17 protein-coding genes are annotated in these 18,838 nt (G+C 61.5%); 7 read left to right on the top strand and 10 right to left on the bottom strand.

The genetic code is table 11. From position 1 onward, the window contains the following. From C2E25_RS16415 to gmd, 8 genes are all read right to left on the bottom strand, one after another. A partial coding sequence (locus C2E25_RS16415) for a transposase (RefSeq protein WP_199177462.1) occupies positions 1–241 on the bottom strand: 241 nt, incomplete at its 3' end. 714 nt (positions 242–955) lie between these two features. Continuing rightward, complete coding sequence (locus C2E25_RS16405; RefSeq protein ID WP_103116803.1) at positions 956–1,171, bottom strand: addiction module protein; 216 nt, start codon at positions 1,169–1,171, stop codon at positions 956–958. A gap of 133 nt (positions 1,172–1,304) precedes the next feature. Next, positions 1,305–2,642 (bottom strand): UDP-glucose dehydrogenase family protein, encoded by a 1,338-nt coding sequence (locus tag C2E25_RS16400; protein WP_103116802.1) that lies wholly within the window; start codon positions 2,640–2,642, stop codon positions 1,305–1,307. 90 nt (positions 2,643–2,732) lie between these two features. Next, on the bottom strand, positions 2,733–4,052 hold the full coding sequence (locus C2E25_RS16395) for a nucleotide sugar dehydrogenase (RefSeq protein ID WP_103116801.1): 1,320 nt from the start codon (positions 4,050–4,052) through the stop codon (positions 2,733–2,735). 353 nt (positions 4,053–4,405) lie between these two features. Continuing rightward, complete coding sequence (locus C2E25_RS16390; protein WP_103116800.1) at positions 4,406–5,473, bottom strand: NAD-dependent epimerase/dehydratase family protein; 1,068 nt, start codon at positions 5,471–5,473, stop codon at positions 4,406–4,408. A gap of 153 nt (positions 5,474–5,626) precedes the next feature. Then, a complete protein-coding gene (locus C2E25_RS16385; protein ID WP_103116799.1) occupies positions 5,627–7,120 on the bottom strand; it encodes a mannose-1-phosphate guanylyltransferase/mannose-6-phosphate isomerase in 1,494 nt (497 codons plus the stop codon). A 179-nt stretch (positions 7,121–7,299) separates the two neighbouring features. Next, positions 7,300–8,292 carry a GDP-L-fucose synthase family protein gene (locus tag C2E25_RS16380; protein WP_103116798.1) on the bottom strand — a complete coding sequence of 331 codons (993 nt, stop codon included), beginning with the start codon at positions 8,290–8,292 and terminating at the stop codon, positions 7,300–7,302. Positions 8,293–8,447: 155 nt separating this feature from the next. Next, entirely contained in the window at positions 8,448–9,584 is a 1,137-nt protein-coding gene (gene gmd, locus C2E25_RS16375; RefSeq protein WP_103116797.1) for a GDP-mannose 4,6-dehydratase, read from the bottom strand. 349 nt (positions 9,585–9,933) lie between these two features. On the opposite strand from gmd, the gene C2E25_RS16370 reads away from it, so the two are divergent. Continuing rightward, entirely contained in the window at positions 9,934–10,521 is a 588-nt protein-coding gene (locus tag C2E25_RS16370; RefSeq protein WP_158247308.1) for a POTRA domain-containing protein, read from the top strand. A 27-nt stretch (positions 10,522–10,548) separates the two neighbouring features. Next, complete coding sequence (locus tag C2E25_RS16365; protein WP_103116795.1) at positions 10,549–11,520, top strand: helix-turn-helix domain-containing protein; 972 nt, start codon at positions 10,549–10,551, stop codon at positions 11,518–11,520. A 201-nt stretch (positions 11,521–11,721) separates the two neighbouring features. On the opposite strand, the gene C2E25_RS16360 is transcribed toward C2E25_RS16365, so the two are convergent. After that, positions 11,722–12,918: an FprA family A-type flavoprotein gene (locus C2E25_RS16360; RefSeq protein ID WP_158247307.1), complete on the bottom strand. Its 1,197-nt coding sequence runs from the start codon at positions 12,916–12,918 to the stop codon at positions 11,722–11,724. A 280-nt stretch (positions 12,919–13,198) separates the two neighbouring features. Here C2E25_RS16360 and C2E25_RS16355 point away from each other — a divergent pair, with 280 nt between their 5' ends. Then, on the top strand, positions 13,199–14,074 hold the full coding sequence (locus C2E25_RS16355; protein WP_103116793.1) for a metallophosphoesterase: 876 nt from the start codon (positions 13,199–13,201) through the stop codon (positions 14,072–14,074). A 96-nt stretch (positions 14,075–14,170) separates the two neighbouring features. Here the strand turns inward: C2E25_RS16355 and C2E25_RS16350 are convergent, their stop codons facing one another. Then, the gene (locus tag C2E25_RS16350; RefSeq protein ID WP_103116792.1) at positions 14,171–14,497 is read right to left on the bottom strand and encodes a c-type cytochrome; all 327 of its coding nucleotides are present in this window, start codon (positions 14,495–14,497) and stop codon (positions 14,171–14,173) included. A 170-nt stretch (positions 14,498–14,667) separates the two neighbouring features. Between C2E25_RS16350 and aroF the strand changes: the two genes are divergently transcribed. From aroF to C2E25_RS16330, 4 genes are all read left to right on the top strand, one after another. Further along, positions 14,668–15,672 (top strand): 3-deoxy-7-phosphoheptulonate synthase, encoded by a 1,005-nt coding sequence (gene aroF, locus C2E25_RS16345; RefSeq protein WP_103116791.1) that lies wholly within the window; start codon positions 14,668–14,670, stop codon positions 15,670–15,672. Between the two features lie 2 nt (positions 15,673–15,674). Then, positions 15,675–16,367 (top strand): tRNA (guanosine(46)-N7)-methyltransferase TrmB, encoded by a 693-nt coding sequence (gene trmB, locus C2E25_RS16340; RefSeq protein ID WP_103116790.1) that lies wholly within the window; start codon positions 15,675–15,677, stop codon positions 16,365–16,367. Beyond that, a complete protein-coding gene (truD, locus tag C2E25_RS16335) occupies positions 16,360–17,589 on the top strand; it encodes a tRNA pseudouridine(13) synthase TruD (RefSeq protein WP_103116789.1) in 1,230 nt (409 codons plus the stop codon). Before trmB ends, truD begins: the two co-directional genes overlap by 8 nt. Positions 17,590–17,939: 350 nt before the next feature. Continuing rightward, a complete protein-coding gene (locus C2E25_RS16330; protein WP_103116788.1) occupies positions 17,940–18,719 on the top strand; it encodes an IclR family transcriptional regulator in 780 nt (259 codons plus the stop codon). Positions 18,720–18,838: the final 119 nt, after the last annotated feature.

The following is an 18,838-nucleotide window of genomic DNA, read 5'->3' as shown; positions in this document are numbered from 1 at the left end:
GAAACCATCGCATGCCGTGACTCAACTCTGCCCCGATTTTCGGCCTGACCACCAGGTGATAATGGTTCGGCATCAGGCACCATGCCAGAAGATCGATCTCGTGGCGTTCACTCATTTCTGCAAGCAGATCGGTGAAGGCCAGGTAGTCGCGGTCTTTATGGAACACCCGTTGGCGGCCGTTGCCACGATTGAGCAGGTGGTAAATGCAGCCGTCAACGAGTTGTCTGGCAACTCGAGGCATTGGCCCCTCCATGGGCTGGAAGCTCGGAGAGGGACAGTCCCTGGACATCGGGACGGTCCCTGACAGACGCACAGACGCGGACCGTGCAGCAAACGGGTCTCCACGGTCCGCACCCCCCTCCTGCGTTTGGCCAACAGCTGAAGAGCGGAAAAATGCAGGGTCGGGACGCCGATGCCCTGTTCAACACCGCCCTTCGGCCATTGACGCGCTGGAGTATAGCGGCGTCATCTCAAAAAAATCTCAAATTTGGGGGTGGAAGGGGATTTTTTTACAAAAAAAGCTGAGGTGCGAGGTGCGAGGTGCGAACAAACAAAATCGCGAAGCGCGAACGGGCTAATTCGTCGAGGTGCGAACGGGCTTGTTCTCACTTCGCGCTTCGTGTTTTTCCGCCTGTTCCCTCCTTGTCAAAGATACGGTTTTTTTCATTCTCGATGCGACCAGAAAGACGGCTTTCGTCTGAGATGGGCTATGGCGACAACAACAATGGTCTCACTCCGAAATCCGTAATAGATGCCGTAGGGGAAACGATTGACCAGCAGCGTCTGAGATTGTCAGTGACGGGGGATTGCAATTTCGGATAAGTCGCAATAAGGCGGAGGGCTTTATCGATTTCACTGAGGAAAGAACCGCCAAGGCCAACAGCCTGCTCTTCATACCAGGCAAAAGCCTCATCCAGCTCCTTCTCTGCTGCCGAAAGAAATACGATCCGCGTCTTCACGTACGGTACTTTTCCATGACATCCCGGTAGGATCGAACCGTGACGTCTCCGCGTTCAAATGCCTCCCAGCGGGCACTGGCCTCTCTGACCCAAATGGATTCGATTTCAGGGTGCGGTTCAATCGTGTCGTGGATGACCTGGTCAATCACCTGTAACCGCTCATCGGGTGACAGTTTTTCCAACTCTTCAACCAGTTGCCGGGCCGTAGGCATGATTGCTCTCCTCTTCAGTTGTTTCCATGTCTCCTTGCAGTTTTGCACCCCGATGCCTGCAAGTCAAAGAGAACCACTTAAACCCAGACTTAAAGACCATAAGACGAAGTGCGCGAACGGGCTTGTTCTCGCCTTATCCCCTCCGACCGATGCCGACGTATTCGAACCCCTCGTCGCTGACCATCCGCGGATCGTACTGGTTGCGGCCGTCGAAGATGAGCGGCTGCTTCATGGCGGTTTTCATGGCGGCGAAATCGGGAAAACGGAACGGTTTCCACTCGGTCACCAGCACCATGGCGTCGACCCCGGCGAGGGCGGCGTACTGGTTGTCGGCCAGGACCAGGCGGCCGTCGGCGAGGGCGGCGGCGGGCAACTCGCGGCGGGCAACCTCCATCGCCACCGGATCGTAGGCGCGGACCCGGGCGCCGGCGGCGAGCAGGGCCTCGATCAGCACCTTCGACGGCGCCTCGCGCATGTCGTCGGTGCCGGGTTTGAAGGCCAGTCCCCAGAGGCCGAAGCTGAGGCCGGAGAGGTCGGCGCCGAAGCGGGCGGTGATCTTGTCGAACAGCACCCGGCGCTGCTCACGGTTGCGCTGTTCGACGGCATCGAGCAACCGCGGCGTGAAGTCGCAGTTGCGGGCAGTGTGGATCAGCGCCTTGACATCCTTGGGAAAGCAGGAGCCGCCGTAGCCGCAGCCGGGGTAGATGAACTGGAAGCCGATACGCTGGTCGGAGCCGATGCCGCGGCGGACATTCTCGACGTCGACGTCGAGGCAGTCGCAGAGGGCGGCGATCTCGTTGATGAAGGAGATCTTGGTGGCGAGCATGGCGTTGGCGGCGTACTTGGTCATCTCGGCGTCGCGCACGCCCATGAACAGGGTGCGCAGGCGGTTGCGGTTGAAGGGCGCGTAGATGCGGCGCATGGTTTCGGCGGCGCGCTCGCTGTCGGCGCCGACGATGATCCGGTCGGGCTTCATGAAGTCCGCGACCGCCGCGCCCTCCTTGAGAAATTCGGGATTGCTGACGACATCGAAATCGATCTGTTCGCCGCGCGCGTCGAGTTCTGCGCGGATCGCCGCCCGCACCTGGTCGGCGGTGCCGACCGGAACCGTCGACTTGTCGACGATGACCGCGTAGCTGGTCAGGTTGCGGCCGATCTCGCGGGCGACGTTCAGGACGTGCCGCAGGTCGGCGCTGCCGTCCTCGCCGGAAGGGGTACCGACGGCGATGAAGTAGATGACGGAGGACGCCATCGCTTCGGCGAGGCTGGTGGTGAACGTGAGCCGTCCCTCGGCGACGTTGGTCTTCACCAGGGTTTCCAGCCCCGGCTCATGGATCGGGATGATCCCCTCCCGCAGCGCCGCGACCTTGGCGGCGTCGATATCGACACAGGTGACAGTGAGGCCCATCTCAGCGAAACAGGCGCCGGTGACCAGGCCGACATAGCCGGTTCCCACGACAACGATATGCATCTTGTTGATCCCTCCTTTATTTAGGGGACGTTGTTAAGTAATTCACTTTTGGCAGCAAAAGTGAATTACTTAACAACGTCCCCTCCCGGTTTACAAACTCCAGTAGCGCAGGCCGGCCGCTTCCACTTCGGCGCGGTTGCGCGCCCCCTTGACGTCCATCAGGACCCCGGGACGGTCGCCGCACAGGGTTCTAAGCCGGGCCGGGGTGAGATCGGCGAAGGCGTCGTGGGCGACCGCCCAGACGATGGCGTCGAAGGAGGGGCTGTCTCCCCCGCTGTCGATATCCACCAGTTCGATGCCGTATTCGCGCCGCGCCTCGTCCGGCTCGGCCAGCGGATCGTGGACCCGCACCTCGATGCCGTACTCCTTGAGCTCGGCGATGATGTCGACCACCCGGGTGTTGCGGATGTCGGGACAGTTTTCCTTGAAGGTCAGCCCCAGTACCAGGGTGCGCGCGCCCTTGACCGCCCTGTCAGCCTGGATCAGCTGCTTGACGGTCTGCTCGGCGACATGCTTGCCCATGTCGTCGTTGATGCGCCGGCCGGCGAGGATCACCTGCGGGTGGTAGCCGATCGCCTCGGCCTTGTAGGTCAGGTAGTAGGGGTCGACGCCGATGCAGTGGCCGCCGACCAGTCCGGGGGTGAAGGGGAGGAAGTTCCACTTGGTGCCGGCGGCGGCCAGCACCTCGCGGGTGGGGATGCCCAGCCGACCGAAGATCAGCGCCAGCTCGTTCATCAGGGCGATGTTGAGATCGCGCTGGGTGTTCTCGATCACCTTGGCGGCCTCGGCGACCTTGATGCTGGGGGCGCGGTGGACCCCGGCGGTGACCACCAGCTGGTAGACTTCGGCCACCGTTTCCAAGGTCTCAGCGTCCTGGCCGGAAACCACCTTGATGATCTTGTCGACGGTATGCACCTTGTCGCCGGGGTTGATCCGCTCCGGCGAGTAGCCGACCTTGAAGTCGACGCCGCAGGTCAGGCCCGACGCCTCTTCGAGGATCGGCACCGCCACCTCTTCGGTGACGCCGGGGTAGACGGTCGATTCAAAGACGACGATGCTGCCCGGCGCCAGGTTGGCGCCGATGGTGCGGCTGGCGGCCTCGACCGGGCTCAGGTCGGGCTTCTTGTTGCCGTCGATGGGGGTCGGCACGGTAACGATCAAAAATTGCGCCTCTTGCAGCCGCACCGGGTCGGAGGTGTAGTCGATGTCGGTCGCCGCCAACTGCTCGGCGGAAAGCTCTCCGGTGGCGTCGAAACCGCCGCGCAGCTGTTCAAGTTTGCGCGCGTCGATGTCGAAGCCGATGACCTCGACCTTGCGGCCGAAGGCGGCGGCCAGCGGCAGGCCGACGTAGCCGAGGCCGACGACGGCGAGTTTCGCTTTACGGGACAGGATCTGTGCGGTGGTGATCATGGTTATCCTTTTGAAATAGTGCCGAAAAAAACCAACTTCGCCGGTCCCGGCCGGCCGCCGGCTTACTCTTTTACTGGCCTAAAAGAGTAAGCAGAAAAGGGCCATCGCCTGCGGCGGGCATGGTCACATTTATCTGCAGACATTCGTTCCATTCTTACGGGGACAGTCCCCTTAAAGGAGGGGGACTGTCCCCTTCCCGGTGTGTCTCCCGTGGCACCGCCCGGCGGCAGTGCTCCGCCGACGTCACTGCGAAGGAAAGCAGGAACCCCTGGTAGCTCCGCAAACAGTTAAATCTTTCCAGCTTTCCGGCCTTTAGCCTGGCGCCCAGCGCCCTACCCCTGGCGCATCGCGCCCTACAACTCCACATCCTTCAGCCAGTCGCGGTTCTCCAGGTACCAGTCGATGGTTTTCCGCAGGCCTTCGAAGGGGCTGATGCGCGGCTGCCAGTCGAGCAGGCGGTCGGCCTTGGAGATGTCGGCCCAGGTCTCCATGATGTCGGCCTTGTGGAAGGGCTTGTGGTCGATGCGGGCCTTTTTGCCGAGTGCCTCTTCGATGGCGGCAATGATCTCGGTGAGGGCGATGGGGTTGTTGCCGCCGCCGAGGTTCATCACCTCGTAGCCGACCGGGCGCATCGCCGCCAGGGTGCCGCGGGCGATGTCGTCGACATAGGTGAAGTCGCGGCTCTGGCTGCCGTCGCCGAACAGCTCGATGGGGGTGCCCTCGTCGATCCACTTGATGAAGCGGAAGATCGACATGTCGGGCCTTCCGCAGGGACCGAAGACGGTGAAGTAGCGCACCACCGAGATGTCGAGCCCGTAGAGGTAATGGTAGCTGTAGGCCATCACCTCGGCTGCCTTCTTGCTGGCTGCGTAGGGGGAGATCGGGGTGTTGACCGGCAGCTCCTCGGTGAAGGGCATCGGCTGCCCGGCGTAGAGCGAGGAGGTGCTGGCCAGCACCAGCTTGCCGCAGTCGTGGTCGCGCATGCAGTCGAGCAGGTTGAGGGTGCCCATGGCGTTGGTGGTCATGTAGACCTGCGGGTCGATCATGCTGTAGCGCACCCCGGCGCGGGCGGCGAGGTTGAGCACGGCGGAGAAGCGATGTTCCTTGAAGAGCGCCTGCAGGGCCGGAGCATCCTCGATGTCGAGCCGGTGGAAAGTCAGCGCCCCGGCCGTGAAGCTGTCGGGCCCGGCGTAGCTGTCGGCGGTGGCGAGAGAGAAGCGGTCGAGCAGCTTCGCGTCGGCCCCGGCCTTGCGCGCCAGCTCCCGCAGGCGGAAGGTCTTCAGCCGCAGGTCGTAGTAGCTGTTGAGATTGTCAACCGCCACCACCCGCTGCCCCTGTTCAAGCAGCATCTCCGCGCAGCGGGAAGCGATGAAGCCGGCGGCGCCGGTGACGAGAATAGTTGTTTGCCGGGTATCCGTCATAAAAAATCCATTCTATCTGGGGGACGTTGTTAAGTAATTCACTTTTGCTCCCAAAAGTGAATTACTTAACAACGTCCCCTACGAGGTTCCGGGGACAGTCCCCTTGAAAGAGGGGGACTGTCCCCCTTCCGGGTGCCTTTGGCACATCGCGCCCTAGCGTCCGTAATCATCCTCGATGCGCACGATGTCGTCCTCGCCGAGGTAGCTGCCGGACTGGACCTCGATGATCTGCAGCGGGATCTGTCCGGGGTTTTCGAGGCGGTGGACTTCGCCGAGGGGGATGTAGGTCGACTGGTTCTCGGTCAGGGTCAGGACCTGGTCGCCGCAGGTGACGCGGGCGGTGCCGGAGACGACGATCCAGTGTTCGGCGCGGTGGTGGTGCTTCTGCAGCGACAGGCCGGCGCCGGGATTGACGGTGATGCGCTTGACCTGGAAGCGTTCGCCGGCATCGACCCCCTGGTAGGCGCCCCAGGGGCGGTTGACGCGGCGATGCAACAGCGCCTCGCCGCGCTGCTCCTCTTTCAGCCGGGCGACGATTTGCTTGACCTCCTGCACCCGCCCCTTGTCGGCGACCAGCACCGCGTCGGCGGTTTCGACCACCACCAGGTCGCGGGTGCCGACCGCAGCGACCATCCGGCTGCCGGCATGCAGCAGGCAGTCGCGGGCGTCCTCGACCAGCACGTCCCCGCGGCAGACGTTGCCGGCGGCATCCCGTTCTCCGACCTCCCAGAGGGCGGAGAAGGAACCGACATCGTTCCAGCCGGCGGCCAGCGGGATAACCGCCGCGCGGTCGGTCTTCTCCATCACCGCGTAGTCGATGGAGTCGGCCGGGCAGGCGGCGAAGGCCTCGGTCCCGAGGCGCAGGAAATCGAGATCGGCAGCCAGCGACCCATGCGCGGCGCGGCAGGCGGCAAGCATCCCGGGATTGAACCGCTCCAGCTCCCGCAGGTAGCTTGAGGCGCGGAACAGGAACATGCCGCTGTTCCAGTAGTAGCCACCGGCGTCGAGATAGGACTGCGCGGTGGCGGCGTCCGGTTTTTCAACGAATGCCTCGACGGCGCAGGCGTTCGTCGGGCGAGAGGCCGCTTGCGGCTGCGCTGCAGCCGATCCAGGGTCTTGCAGTTCCTCTGGCCCCTGGCCCCTGGCCTCTGGCCCACATTCGAGCGGCGAACCCGCTCGAATGTACCCATACCCCGTCTCGGGCCGGTCGGGCACGATGCCGAAGGTGACCAGCCTGCCGGCGGCGGCGACCGGTCGGCCGGCCTCGACGGCCGCCTGGAAGCCCGAGATGTCGGAGATGACGTGGTCGGCGGGCAGGATCAGCAGCAGCGGGTCGTCGCCGTCGGCGGTCGCCCGCAGGGCCGCCACCGCCACCGCCGGGGCGGTGTTGCGGCCGACCGGTTCGAGGATAATGCCGGAGTGGCCGCAGCCATTGGCACGCAGCTGCTCGGCGACCAGGAAGCGGTGCGCCTCGTTGCAGATCACCAGCGGCGCGACGACATCGGCCAGGCCGTCGAGACGCGCGGCGGTCTGCTGCAACATGGTCTGCTCGCCGCAGAGCGGCAGCAGCTGCTTGGGATAGAGTTCGCGCGACAGCGGCCAGAGCCGGGTTCCGGCGCCGCCGGAGAGAATCACGGGTAGAATCATGGGTTAAATCCTGTGAGATGTAAGTTGCAAAAACCAACGTCAAAGGCCGCAAGATCCCCCCCTCAATCTCCCCTGTGAAACAGGGGGAAGCAAGCGAAGCGAGTAGTCTTGCAAGGGGACGTTGTTAAGTAATTCACTTTTCAAAGCAAAAGTGAATTACTTAACAACGTCCCCTGCCCCTACCCCCTCACCTCTTCCTCATGCTCCAGGAACCAGCGGTAGGTCCGCTCGATCCCCTCGCGCAGGGAGACCTTCGCCTGCCAGCCGAGGGCCGTCATCCGCGAGACATCCTGTAGCTTGCGCATGGTGCCGTCCGGCTTGCTCGGGTCGAACTCCAGCGCGCCGGGGTAGCCGACCACGTCTTTGATCGTCTCGGCCAGTTCGCGGATGCTGACATCGACGCCGGTGCCGAGGTTGACAAAGCAGGGTTTGGGATAGCTGAGCAGGTTCTCCTGCAGGGTCTGCTCGTCGAGACCGAGTACGAACAGGCTGCCGTCGGCCATGTCGTCGACATAGAGGAATTCGCGCATCGGCTTGCCGCTGCCCCAGACCGTTACACGGTCGGGCGAGGGGTGTTTTCCTTCCATGGCCAGTTTCGCTTCGTGGAAGCGGCGGATCAGCGCCGGCAGAACGTGGGAGTTCTCGGGATGGAAGTTGTCGCCGGGGCCGTAGAGATTGGTCGGCATCACGGCGACGAATTTGGTCCCGTACTGGCGGTTGTAGGCCTCGCACATCTTCAGCCCGGCGATCTTGGCGATGGCGTAGGGCTCGTTGGTCGGCTCCAGTGGGCCGGTCAGCAGATGCGATTCGCGCATCGGCTGCGGCGCCAGCTTCGGGTAGATGCAGGAGGAGCCGAGAAACAGCAGCCGCTCGACGCGGTTTTCGTAGGCGGCGTGGATGACGTTGGTCTGAATCGCCAGGTTCTGCTGGATAAACTCGGCCGGATAGGTGTTGTTGGCGTGGATGCCGCCGACTTTGGCCGCGGCGAGGATGACATGCTCGGGCCGCTGGCGGCGGAAAAAATCGGCCACCGCCCGCTGGTCGGTCAGGTCGAGCTCGTCCCGCTCGGGGGTGAGCAGGTTGGTACAGCCGCCGGCCTGCAGGCGACGGACGATAGCCGAGCCGACCAGGCCGTTGGCACCGGCGACGAAGATTTTAGAATCTGTTTTCATAAACTGCGCAACCTTTTATTCCTTCCCGGCGCCCAGCGCCCGCGTCGGGCATGGACACGTTCACCTGCAAACTTTCTTGCCAACCTCACGGGGGCAGTCCCCTTAAAAGAGGGGGACTGTCCCCTTCCAGCCTTTAGCCTTGAACCTCCCCACCTTTATTCGTGATAATCAAACGCCTTGAAGCCGTGTTTCTTGACCAGGTCATCCCGTTTTGCCGAGGTGAGATCCTCGCGGACCATTTCGGCGACCAGCTCCTCGAAGCTGATCTTCGGTTCCCAGCCGAGTTTCTCCCTGGCCTTGGTGGGGTCGCCGAGCAGGGTCTCGACCTCGGTGGGACGGAAGTAGCGCGGGTCGACGCGGACAATGACATCCCCCGGTTTCAAAGGGGTTTCCCGTCTCTCATCTCCCGTCTCACATCTCACGTCTTCAACAATGCCGACCTCGTCGACCCCCTCCCCTTCCCAGCGCAGGCTGACACCGAGTTCAAGGGCGGCAGCGTTGACGAAATCACGCACCGAATACTGCTTGCCGGTGGCGATGACGAAATCGTCCGGTTCATCCTGCTGCATCATAAGCCACTGCATCTCGACGTAGTCGCGGGCGTGTCCCCAGTCGCGCAGTGCGTTCATGTTGCCGAGGTAGAGACAGTCCTGCAGGCCGAGAAAGATGCGGGCCATGGCGCGGGTGATCTTGCGGGTGACGAAGGTTTCGCCGCGCAATGGCGATTCGTGATTGAAGAGGATGCCGTTGCAGGCGTAGATGCCGTAGGCCTCGCGGTAGTTGACGGTGATCCAGTAGCCGTAGATCTTCGCCGCGGCGTAGGGGGAACGCGGATAGAAGGGGGTCTTTTCGGTCTGCGGCACCTCCTGCACCTTGCCGTAGAGTTCGGAGGTGGAGGCCTGGTAGAAGCGGGTCTTCTTCTCCAGCCCGAGCAGCCGGATCGCTTCGAGGATGCGCAGGGTGCCGATGCCGTCGGCATTGGCGGTGTACTCCGGGGTGTCGAAGGAGACCGCGACGTGCGACATGGCGGCGAGGTTGTAGATCTCGTCCGGCTGCACTTCCTGGATGATGCGGATCAGGTTGGTCGAATCGGTCAGGTCGCCGTAGTGGAGAATGAAGTTGCGATTCTCGATATGCGGGTCCTGGTAGAGGTGGTCGATGCGGTCAGTATTGAACAGCGAGGCGCGGCGCTTGAGGCCGTGTACGAGGTAACCCTTGCCGAGCAGCAACTCGGCCAGGTAGGCACCGTCCTGGCCGGTGATACCGGTGATCAGGGCAACTTTCTGCGACATGGTGTCAATCTCCATTCAAGCTTGGTTTTGAAAGGCTGAAAAGGGCACTTTAGGTCGCCTGACGGTGGAGGTCAAGAACCGGGAAGGGATTATAAAGATGAAATCTCAAAAAAATCTCAAATTTTGGTTCAGGTTCGAGGAGCAAGGTTCAAGGCTTTAACCTCGATCCTCGATCCTTGCTCCTCGAACCTCCAATTATTCAAATTTCACAATAACCCTCAGATCTGACAGAATTGGTATTTTTTCATTGACAGTAGAAAATTTGAGGCCTATAACTTCCTGGAATCACACTGAAAGAAGTCTCATCGATCAGTGAGTCAACCGGTTTTCATTGTCCATGGAGGGGGAAATGGCACATGGACGTGCCGCCCCGCCGGCAACGGCGGGGCCTTTCTCTGTCCGCGTCGGCGGCAGAGTTCTGCTGTTTCTGCTGTTTCTGCTGCTGCTCGTTCTGCTCGGCAGCCGCCCGCTGTCGGCGGCCACCAACCTGGGAACGGAAGAACAACGTCTGCGGCAACGTCGCGACCAGCGCGGACGTCAACAACGGACCGAAGTACCGGACGCGCGGCTGCTGCCGGAAACCGTTGCGCCGCTGACGGCCGAACCGCCGGTCGAATCCCCCTGCTTCACCATTGACAAGCTGCGGCTCACCATCCCTGCAAGCATTCTTCGTCGCCATCCCGGCACTGCCGCGCTACTGCGTCCCGGCGACCGACTCTTTTTCCTGCAGGGGGAACTGCGCCGCTACCGCGGCCGCTGCCTCGGCACTGCCGGCATCAACCTGATCGTCCGCCGGCTCACCGCGCTACAGATCGATCGCGGCTTCACCACCACCCGCATTGCCATCCCGGAGCAGGATCTCTCTTTCGGACGCCTGCGGCTGGAACTGATTCCCGGCCTGATCCGCAACCTGGAAACGAACAGGGGACGTTGTTAAGTAATTCACTAACTCCAAAGCCGACCAATGCCTCGTCAAGCCCGTATCGATAATCCCGGACTCCTGCAGCACGTCATCGCCCGAGGGGTCAACGGTCAGGATATCTTTCTGGTCAATGCCGACAGGGAAGATTTTGTTCAGCGGCCCTCACGCCTTCTGGACGACACGGAAACCCACTGCTATGCCTGGGCCTTGCTCGACAACCATTTCCATCTGCTCCTGACGCCCATGAAGCAACCCCTCGCCAACCTGATGCGCAGGTTGCTCACGGGCTATGCCACCGCTTTCAATATCAGGCATAAGCGGAGCGGACACCTGTTTCAGAACCGTTACAAGTCGATTGTCTGCGACAAGGACAATTATCTCATGGAACTGATTCGCTATATCCATCTCAACCCTCTCCGCAGTGGTCTGGTTGCTGACTTCGAGGCGCTTGCACGCTACCGCTGGAGTGGACACCGGCAATGGATCGGCAACCACGAATTCAACCTGGTCAAGACAGATACGGTACTGAGCTTCTTTGCCCGGAGGAGAAAAAGAGCCGTTTCAAATTATCTGAAATTTCTGGAGGATGGAACAACTATCCCGAACCAGACCAGCCTGGCCCGCGGAGGGCGATTGGCAAGTCAATCCCTGGACGCCACCCTCACGGAGGAAGAAATATACGATGAACGCATTCTCGGCGGTGGTGATTTTGTTAACGAAATCCTGGGAAATACTATCGACAACGTCAAGAGAACACTGACCTTGGACCAACTGATCGCCATCGTTGCAGAGTATTGTGACCTAGAGCCTGCCGACCTCCTCCTGAAGAGCAGAAAAAGGGACATTTCCCAGGCAAAAGCGCTGGTCTGCTACCTGGCAACAGGATATTGCGCGATCAGGGGGAAGGATGTGGCAGAGCGGTTCAACTTCTCCGGAGCCGGGGTCTGCCAGGCCACGCACCGGGGAAAAGAACTGGTCAGGAAAAAAAAAGACCTGCTGGCATTGCTGAAATAAGTGAATTACTTAACAACGTCCCCGAGATGACTTACCGTCTCTACGGAGCAGACCGGTCACGACAAACCAAACTGTTCAAGGCCGATCAAAAGTGCCTGGATGCGAGGCCGCAGGCCAAGGAATGAGGCATAGCGGAAGCTATGTCGCAATGACGCGGCCAAGGGCAACGAAGCAGACGGGTGCTTTTCATCGGCCCTCGCACTACTCTTCGCAGAGTACCGTACCGGCGATATGCTCAGCAAACTTGCGGCAGGTCTCCAGGTTCTCCGCGGTCGGGGTGAAGCGGAAGGAGATGCTGTCGGCGGCCAGCTTGTATTTCAGCCCCAGCAACCGCTGCTCAACCATCTTCACCGCCTCGCCGCTCCAGCCGAAAGAGCCGAAAACCGCGGCCATTTTCGCCTTCGGCGTAACCGAGGAAAGCAACGCCAGGGCGTGCCAGACCTGCGGCGGGGCGTCGCGCTGGATGGTCGGCGTGCCGATGATCAGCACGTCGGCCTGTTCGAGAACGTTGCGGTAATCGTCGTCGCGCATATCGGAGAGGGCAAAGGGGATCACCTCGAAACCCTGCCGCTCAAGCTCGTCGCGAATCACCTCGGACATGTTGCGGGTGTTGCCGTGCGAGGAGAGTACCGCCAGCAGGGCGCGCGGTTTGTCGATCCCCGGGGCCGGAGCCGCCCAGCGTTTGTAGGCATTAATGGCGTTGCGGCCCGACTGGCGGCGGATCGGTCCGTGCGACGGGGCGACGATGTCGATCTCGAGATCGTCCACCTTGGCGACGGCATCACGGATCTTGTCCTTGAAGGGGCGCATGATGCAGTCGAAGTAGAAGAAGAAATCGTAGGAGAAATCGGCGATTTCGTCATCGAACAGGCGCCGCGGGCAAAAATGGGAACCGAAAGCGTCACAGGAGAAGAGGGTCTTCTCTTCCACCAGGTAGGTGAACATGGTGTCCGGCCAGTGCAGGTAGGGAGCGAGGAGAAAGCGCAGGGTCCTGCCGCCGAGGTCGAGTTCTTCGCCGTCACTGACCACGTGGCACTTGAAAGGTCGGTTGATCAGCTGCTTGAGGAAATTCTCCGCCGCCTTGGTGCAGTAGACCACGATTTCAGGGTTTTTATCCAGCAGCTGTGCCACCGCCCCGGAATGGTCCGGCTCGGTGTGGTTGACCACCACCAGGTCGACATCCTCGGGTCTGACATGTTCGCCGACCTTGCTGAAGAATTCATCGGCAAAGGGCTCCTTGACGGTATCGATCAACGCGACCTTGTCGCGGCCGCGGACCAGGTAGGCATTATAGGTGGTCCCGTTGTGAGTCGGGAAGAGATCGTCGAAGACTTTCAGATCAGCATGACGCACACCGACCCAGTCAACGCCGTTGCATACGGGGATACTGGTTTCCATGGTAAATTTCCGGCCTCCTTGATTGATATCGCTGACAAATCTTGTCAACAATATTCCTGAATCAGTAGGCCCATCAATCGGCGAACAGCACACATCATTGACCTGCCTGCGCTTCCCAAAAATCGCCGGCGAACCTAATGGGTGCGCCTCAGATTTTTGGAAGTCACAATCAAGCCAGGCATTTGCGCTCATTCATCCGCCATGAACCCACGGCTTCAGGATATCCAAAACGGTCCGGGTAGGCAAGCACTGTCGGCAGTATGTTACACTGACCGGTGAGATGAGCGATCGGACGGTACCAGAACCCGCACCGCGGATAACGAGACGGCGTCTGCTGCAGGGAGGACTGCTGGGCGTCGGCGCCGCTTTCGTCGGCGACGGCATGATCTATGAACCACGCGCGGCGCAGATCGCGCGGGTCAGACTGACCACAGACAGGCTGCCGCCGGGCAGAACGTTGCGGCTGGTGCAGCTCACCGACCTGCATATCGGCAGCCTCGGCAGCTATCATCGTTTGATCGCCGAGCGGGTGCGGGCCCTCACCCCTGACCTGCTGTTGCTGACCGGCGACTACCTCGAACTGCGTCGCAACCTGCACGAGGTGCAGCGTTTTCTGTCCCTGCTCAAAGGAATCGCCCCGATCCTGGCGGTGCAGGGCAACTGGGAATACTGGGCCCGGCTGGAAGGCGAGAACCTGCGCCGCAAATTCGCCGCCCGCGGCGTCGAACTGCTGATCAACGAAGCGCGGCCGGTCTCTGTCAAGGGGATTCCCCTCAACATTCTCGGCCTCGATTACCCGTCCGGCAGCGACAGCCTCCGCCGCCTGCTGCGGCAGACCGATCCGACGGCCTTCAACCTGCTGCTCTCCCACGTGCCGGCCTTCGAACATCGCCTGCTCGATCCGGCGATCGACCTGATCCTCTGCGGCCACACCCACGGCGGGCAGGTGCGCCTGCCGCTGCTGCCCCCCCTCTACCTGCCGCGCTACTCGGGCCGCTTCGTCGCCGGGCTGTTTCACGTCGGCCCGACCCGGACTCCCCTCTATGTCTCCCGCGGACTCGGCACCTCGATCCTGCCGGTCCGCATCTTCTGCCGACCGGAGATCACGGTTGTTGAACTGGCGGGAAAAGGAAGGGGGCCGAAGGCTAAGGGCTAAGGGCTAAGGGCTAAGGGGTTGTTCTTGCTTTGTTTTTTTCACCTTTCACCTTTAGCCTTTCACCTTTAGCCTTTCACCTTTAGCCTCGGACCTGTCTTATTTCCTCCCGGCGAGAAAGGCCGCCACGGCGGCGAGATCGGCCGGTGGCAGATAGCCGTAACCGGGCATCATCGAATTCGGATTGTTCTTCTTCGGATGCAGCAGTTGAGTTTCGATGGCGGCGGCGGTGAGACGTTTGCCGATACTGTCGAGGGCGGGACCGATTGAGCCGCCGCGCCCCTCGAAGGAATGACAGCCCTTGCAGCCGAGGGCGTTGAGCAGTTGACGTCCCCGGGCGTCGTCGGCGCGGGCCGGAACGGCGAAGCCGACGGTCAGCAGCAACAGGAGCAGCAGTGAGACGACGGCGGCACGGAGGATGGTCATGGGTTGACTCCTTGCAGTGGTTCCGGGTGAGGTTCAACATGGATGACTATAGCGGACCAGGTCGTCACCGGCAACGCGCCGGGAAAAAAGTTGCCATCGCTACCGCCCGGCGTTAGATTAGCCTGATCCCACCCTGAACCGGGATTCATACCACCAAGGAGTATTCCGACATGCTGATCGTCATGCATCACACCGCCACCGAAGCGCAGATCGACCGGGTTCTCAAGGCCGTCGAAGCCATGGGCCTGCAGGCCGAACCGATTCCCGGTTCGCTGCGCACCGCCATCGGCGTCCTCGGCAATCAGGGCTACGTTGACGACACCACCATCCGCAACCTGCCCGGGGTGCGGGAGACAATCCACGTCAGCAAGCCCTACAAGCTGGTCTCGCGTGACTTTCACCCTGAGTCAACCGCCGTCCAGGTCGGCAGTGCCGTTTTCGGTGCCGGCCATCCACCGGTGATCATCGCCGGGCCCTGCTCCATCGAGACCGAGGAACAGATGCTCGAAGGCGCCCGCATTGTCAAGCAGGCCGGCGCCGGCATGCTGCGCGGCGGGGCGTTCAAACCGCGTACCGGACCGCATAGTTTCCAGGGACTGGGGGTCGAGGGACTCAAATTGCTGCGCGCCGCCGGAGATGCCAGCGGCCTGCCGGTGGTGACCGAGGTGATGCGCATCGAACAGCTGCCCGCGATCTGCGAACACGCCGACATGCTGCAGGTCGGGGCGCGCAACATGCAGAATTTCGACCTGCTCAAGGAGGTCGGCAAGACCGGCTTTCCGGTGCTGCTCAAGCGCGGCATGAGCGCGACCCTGGAAGAGTTTCTGGCCGCCGCCGAATATATCGTCGCCGAGGGCAACAGCAGAGTGGTGCTCTGTGAACGGGGCATCCGCACCTTTGAAAAGGCGACCCGCAACACCCTCGATCTGTCGGTGGTGCCACTGATCAAGCAGATGAGCCATCTGCCGATCATCGTCGATCCCTCTCACGCCACCGGCAAACGCTCTCTGGTGCCGATCATGAGCAAGGCCGCCCTGGTGGCCGGTGCCGACGGGCTGATGGTCGAGGTCCACCCCGACCCTGCGAAGGCGCTCTGTGATGGAGCGCAGAGCCTGACCGGTGAGGATTTCACGCGGCTGATGGCGGAACTGGAGAAGTTGAAGGCAGTGCTTTAGCCATGACCCAGCGGATCATCCCCATCGAATCGGCAGTTTTTCTGCGTGAAGAGCAATGGCCGACGGCAGGCATCGATGCCGCCTTTCCGCGAAAACAGCCGCTCTGGCTGGAAATCGGCTGCGGCATCGGCGACTTCATCATCCAGCTGGCAGCCCGCCATCCCGACCGCAACTACCTCGCCATCGACATCTACAACAAGGGTTGCCTGAAAACCTGCCGCCGGGTCGAACAGAACCGGCTCGACAACGTGCGGGTGATGCGCGCCGAGGCCCGCTACCTGCTCGACCGGTTCATCCCCCCGCAGTCCCTCTCCGGGGTGATCATCAACTGCCCCGACCCCTGGCCGAAAAAACGCCATCGCGGCCGGCGGCTGGTCAACAACCATTTCCTCGAACTGCTGCGCTGCTACCTGGCCCCCGGCGGCGAGTTCTTTTTCGCCACCGACTTTGCCGACTACGCCGAGATGGTGGCCGACATCATCCCCGCGGTGGCCGGTTACGAAAACCTGCAAGCAGCCGTCTACAGCACCGATCTCGGCGACTACCCGATCTCCAAGTACATGCGCCGTTTTCTCGAAATGGGACAGCCGATTTACCTCTTCCACTACCGCCGCGCCGCACAGCTCGCCCCGGAGCTGCTGCAGCCTCCGGAGTTTGAAAAGGGCTTTCGGCTGCGCTGGCTGGCCCATGGCTGAACCGATCTACCTGACCTCCGCCTTCGCCGGGACCGGCGGCCAGATCAAGCTCTGCGCCGAGGATTTCCTGGTCGAGGAAATCCCCCTCTACCAGCCGTCCGGCAGCGGTGAACATCTCTACCTGCGGCTGCGGAAAACCGGCCTCAGCACCCCCGAGCTGCTCTTTCAGCTGGCACGCTTCTTCAGAGTTCGGGAACGGGATCTCGGCTACGCCGGGCTCAAGGATGCCCGCGCCACCACCATCCAGACCATTTCGGTCCCCGGCAAGTCCCCCGACGACGCCGCAAGCCTCGATCTGCCCGGGATAACCCTGCTCGACGCGACATCGCACGGCAACAAGCTGCGTCTCGGCCACCTGGCCGGCAACCGCTTCCGCGTCCGCATCCGCGGCACTGTCGAAGGGACCGAACGATCGGCGACGGAAACCCTCGCGGTGCTGCAGGATCTCGGGGTACCGAACCTGTTCGGCGAACAACGCTACGGGGTTCTCGGCAACTCGGCGCTGATCGGCCGGGCGCTGTTGCGGCGGGAGTATGACCGGGTTATTGCGCTGGTGATCGGTAACCCGGAACAGATCAGCAACGATCGCTGGCGCGAGGCCGCCGAACGTTTCGTCCGTAAAGATCTGCGCGGAGCGGTCGACATCCTGCCCGGCCGGATGCGCGACGAACGTCGCATGCTGCAGCAGCTGCTCGCCGGCCGAGGCGCCGAACAGGCGGTCCTGGCGCTGCCGCACAAACGACTGCGACTCTACCTCTCGGCCGTGCAGTCGCGACTCTTTGATCGCCTGGTGACCATGCGGCTGCAGAGCCTGGAACGTCTCTGGCCTGGAGACTGGGCTTACAAACATGCCAACGGCGCCTGTTTCAAGGTCGAGGACGCGGCCGCTGAACAACCCCGCGCGGACGCCTTTGAAATCAGTCCGACCGGGGCACTGGTCGGCCACAAGGTGCAGCTCGCCGCCGGGCAGGCAGGCCTGCTCGAAGAGAGTCTGCTCGACAAGGAAGGGATTCAGCCTGCCGATTTCAAGCTCGGCAGGGGGCTGACCATGACCGGGGAACGCCGCCCGCTGCGGGTGCCGCTGCACGACGTCGAGTTGCGGACAACATCCGACGGGCTGCTGCTCGGCTTCAGCCTGCCCCGCGGCAGCTACGCGACCAGCGTCCTGCGCGAAGTCATGAAAAATGCAGGGACAAACCCGGGAACCGGAACAGAGGCCTGAACCCGGCGGCACAAAGTTTGCTTTGAATTTTTTAAAAAAACGACGTGAAGAATTTCGATGGCCACCCTGAATTCAACACGCGAAAGGTCTAAACATCTGTCAAAACAAGATGTTTCCGACGATTCAGGATAGTGTCATTATTCTTCCACCTACGGTTGACAAGTATAGAACGGCATTTTATTATCTCCTAGACATGCTTGAAATTGAGCAACTCAAACGAAAAATCGCCACCGCAACCGGTTGTTTGACGGGACGAAATACGGAAGTTCGTTTTGGTCTTGACAAGCGGCCCGGTTTGAATAAGATGGTGAGTCTTGCCCGCTGAAATCCTTCTAGAGGGGAACTAAAAAATGGCAAAAAAAGAAAAATCCGAATATATCATTCAGGCCGTGTCGCACGCCCTCGACCTGCTCGAACAGTTTCACGACGATGTCGACGAACTCGGCGTCACCGAGCTGTCCAAGCGGCTCAAGCTGCACAAGAACAACGTCTTCCGCCTGTTGGCGACGCTGGAATCACGCGGCTACATCGAGCAGAACAGGGCCACCGAGAACTACCGCCTCGGCCTCAAGTCTCTGGAACTCGGCCAGACCTTCATCAAGCAGATGGGGCTGTTGCGCCAGGCCAAACCGATTCTGGAAAAACTGGTCGGCGCCTGCAACGAAACCTCCTACGTGGCGATCTTCAAGGAAGGCTACATCGTCTACCTTGACGTGGTTGAAACCGATCTCACCGTGCGGGTCGTCTCAAGGGTCGGCTCCCGACTGCCCTCCTACTGCACCGCCTCCGGCAAGGTCCACCTCGCTCATCTCTCAGAAGAAGAGCTGGAGGAAACCCTGCCGCACAACCTGAAGCAGTACACCCCGACAACCTTCACCGACCGGGACAAGCTGCGTCAGGAGCTGGAAAAGGTTGCCGAACAGGGCTACGCCATCGACAACGAAGAGATGGATCCGGGGGTGCGCTGCGTCGCCGCCCCGATCCGTGACTACACCCGCCGCATCGTCGGCGCGATCAGCGTCTCTGGACCGTCGATGCGCCTGTCAATGGAACGGATCGAAAAAGAGCTGATCCCGCTGGTGACCGAAGCCGGTGAAGAACTGTCACTGCGCCTCGGTTTTCACAAGTAACCGCGCCCCAGCTTCAAATCCCAAATCCCCCGGCCACCAGGTCGGGGGATTTTTTTGTCGGTTCGAGGCTGGAGGCTGGAGGCTGGAGGCTGGAGGCTGGAGGCTGGAGGCTGGAGGCT

Origin of the sequence: Geothermobacter hydrogeniphilus, assembly GCF_002898515.1 — a bacterium.
Classification (GTDB): domain Bacteria; phylum Desulfobacterota; class Desulfuromonadia; order Desulfuromonadales; family Geothermobacteraceae; genus Geothermobacter_A.
The sequence above is the reverse complement of the archived record's forward strand: the minus strand, read 5'-3'. Positions and strand labels throughout refer to the sequence as shown.

Coding starts and splice junctions, on each gene's coding strand:
- C2E25_RS16385 (WP_103116799.1), bottom strand. CDS start 7,120: ATGATTCTACCCGTGATTCTCTCCGGCGGCGCCGGAACCCGGCTCTGG.
- trmB (WP_103116790.1), top strand. CDS start 15,675: ATGACCCAGCGGATCATCCCCATCGAATCGGCAGTTTTTCTGCGTGAA.
- C2E25_RS16390 (WP_103116800.1), bottom strand. CDS start 5,473: ATGACGGATACCCGGCAAACAACTATTCTCGTCACCGGCGCCGCCGGC.
- gmd (WP_103116797.1), bottom strand. CDS start 9,584: ATGTCGCAGAAAGTTGCCCTGATCACCGGTATCACCGGCCAGGACGGT.
- C2E25_RS16395 (WP_103116801.1), bottom strand. CDS start 4,052: ATGATCACCACCGCACAGATCCTGTCCCGTAAAGCGAAACTCGCCGTC.
- aroF (WP_103116791.1), top strand. CDS start 14,668: ATGCTGATCGTCATGCATCACACCGCCACCGAAGCGCAGATCGACCGG.
- C2E25_RS16405 (WP_103116803.1), bottom strand. CDS start 1,171: ATGCCTACGGCCCGGCAACTGGTTGAAGAGTTGGAAAAACTGTCACCC.
- C2E25_RS16330 (WP_103116788.1), top strand. CDS start 17,940: ATGGCAAAAAAAGAAAAATCCGAATATATCATTCAGGCCGTGTCGCAC.
- C2E25_RS16400 (WP_103116802.1), bottom strand. CDS start 2,642: ATGCATATCGTTGTCGTGGGAACCGGCTATGTCGGCCTGGTCACCGGC.
- C2E25_RS16370 (WP_158247308.1), top strand. CDS start 9,934: ATGGCACATGGACGTGCCGCCCCGCCGGCAACGGCGGGGCCTTTCTCT.
- C2E25_RS16380 (WP_103116798.1), bottom strand. CDS start 8,292: ATGAAAACAGATTCTAAAATCTTCGTCGCCGGTGCCAACGGCCTGGTC.
- C2E25_RS16350 (WP_103116792.1), bottom strand. CDS start 14,497: ATGACCATCCTCCGTGCCGCCGTCGTCTCACTGCTGCTCCTGTTGCTG.
- C2E25_RS16355 (WP_103116793.1), top strand. CDS start 13,199: ATGAGCGATCGGACGGTACCAGAACCCGCACCGCGGATAACGAGACGG.
- C2E25_RS16360 (WP_158247307.1), bottom strand. CDS start 12,918: ATGGAAACCAGTATCCCCGTATGCAACGGCGTTGACTGGGTCGGTGTG.
- truD (WP_103116789.1), top strand. CDS start 16,360: ATGGCTGAACCGATCTACCTGACCTCCGCCTTCGCCGGGACCGGCGGC.
- C2E25_RS16365 (WP_103116795.1), top strand. CDS start 10,549: ATGCCTCGTCAAGCCCGTATCGATAATCCCGGACTCCTGCAGCACGTC.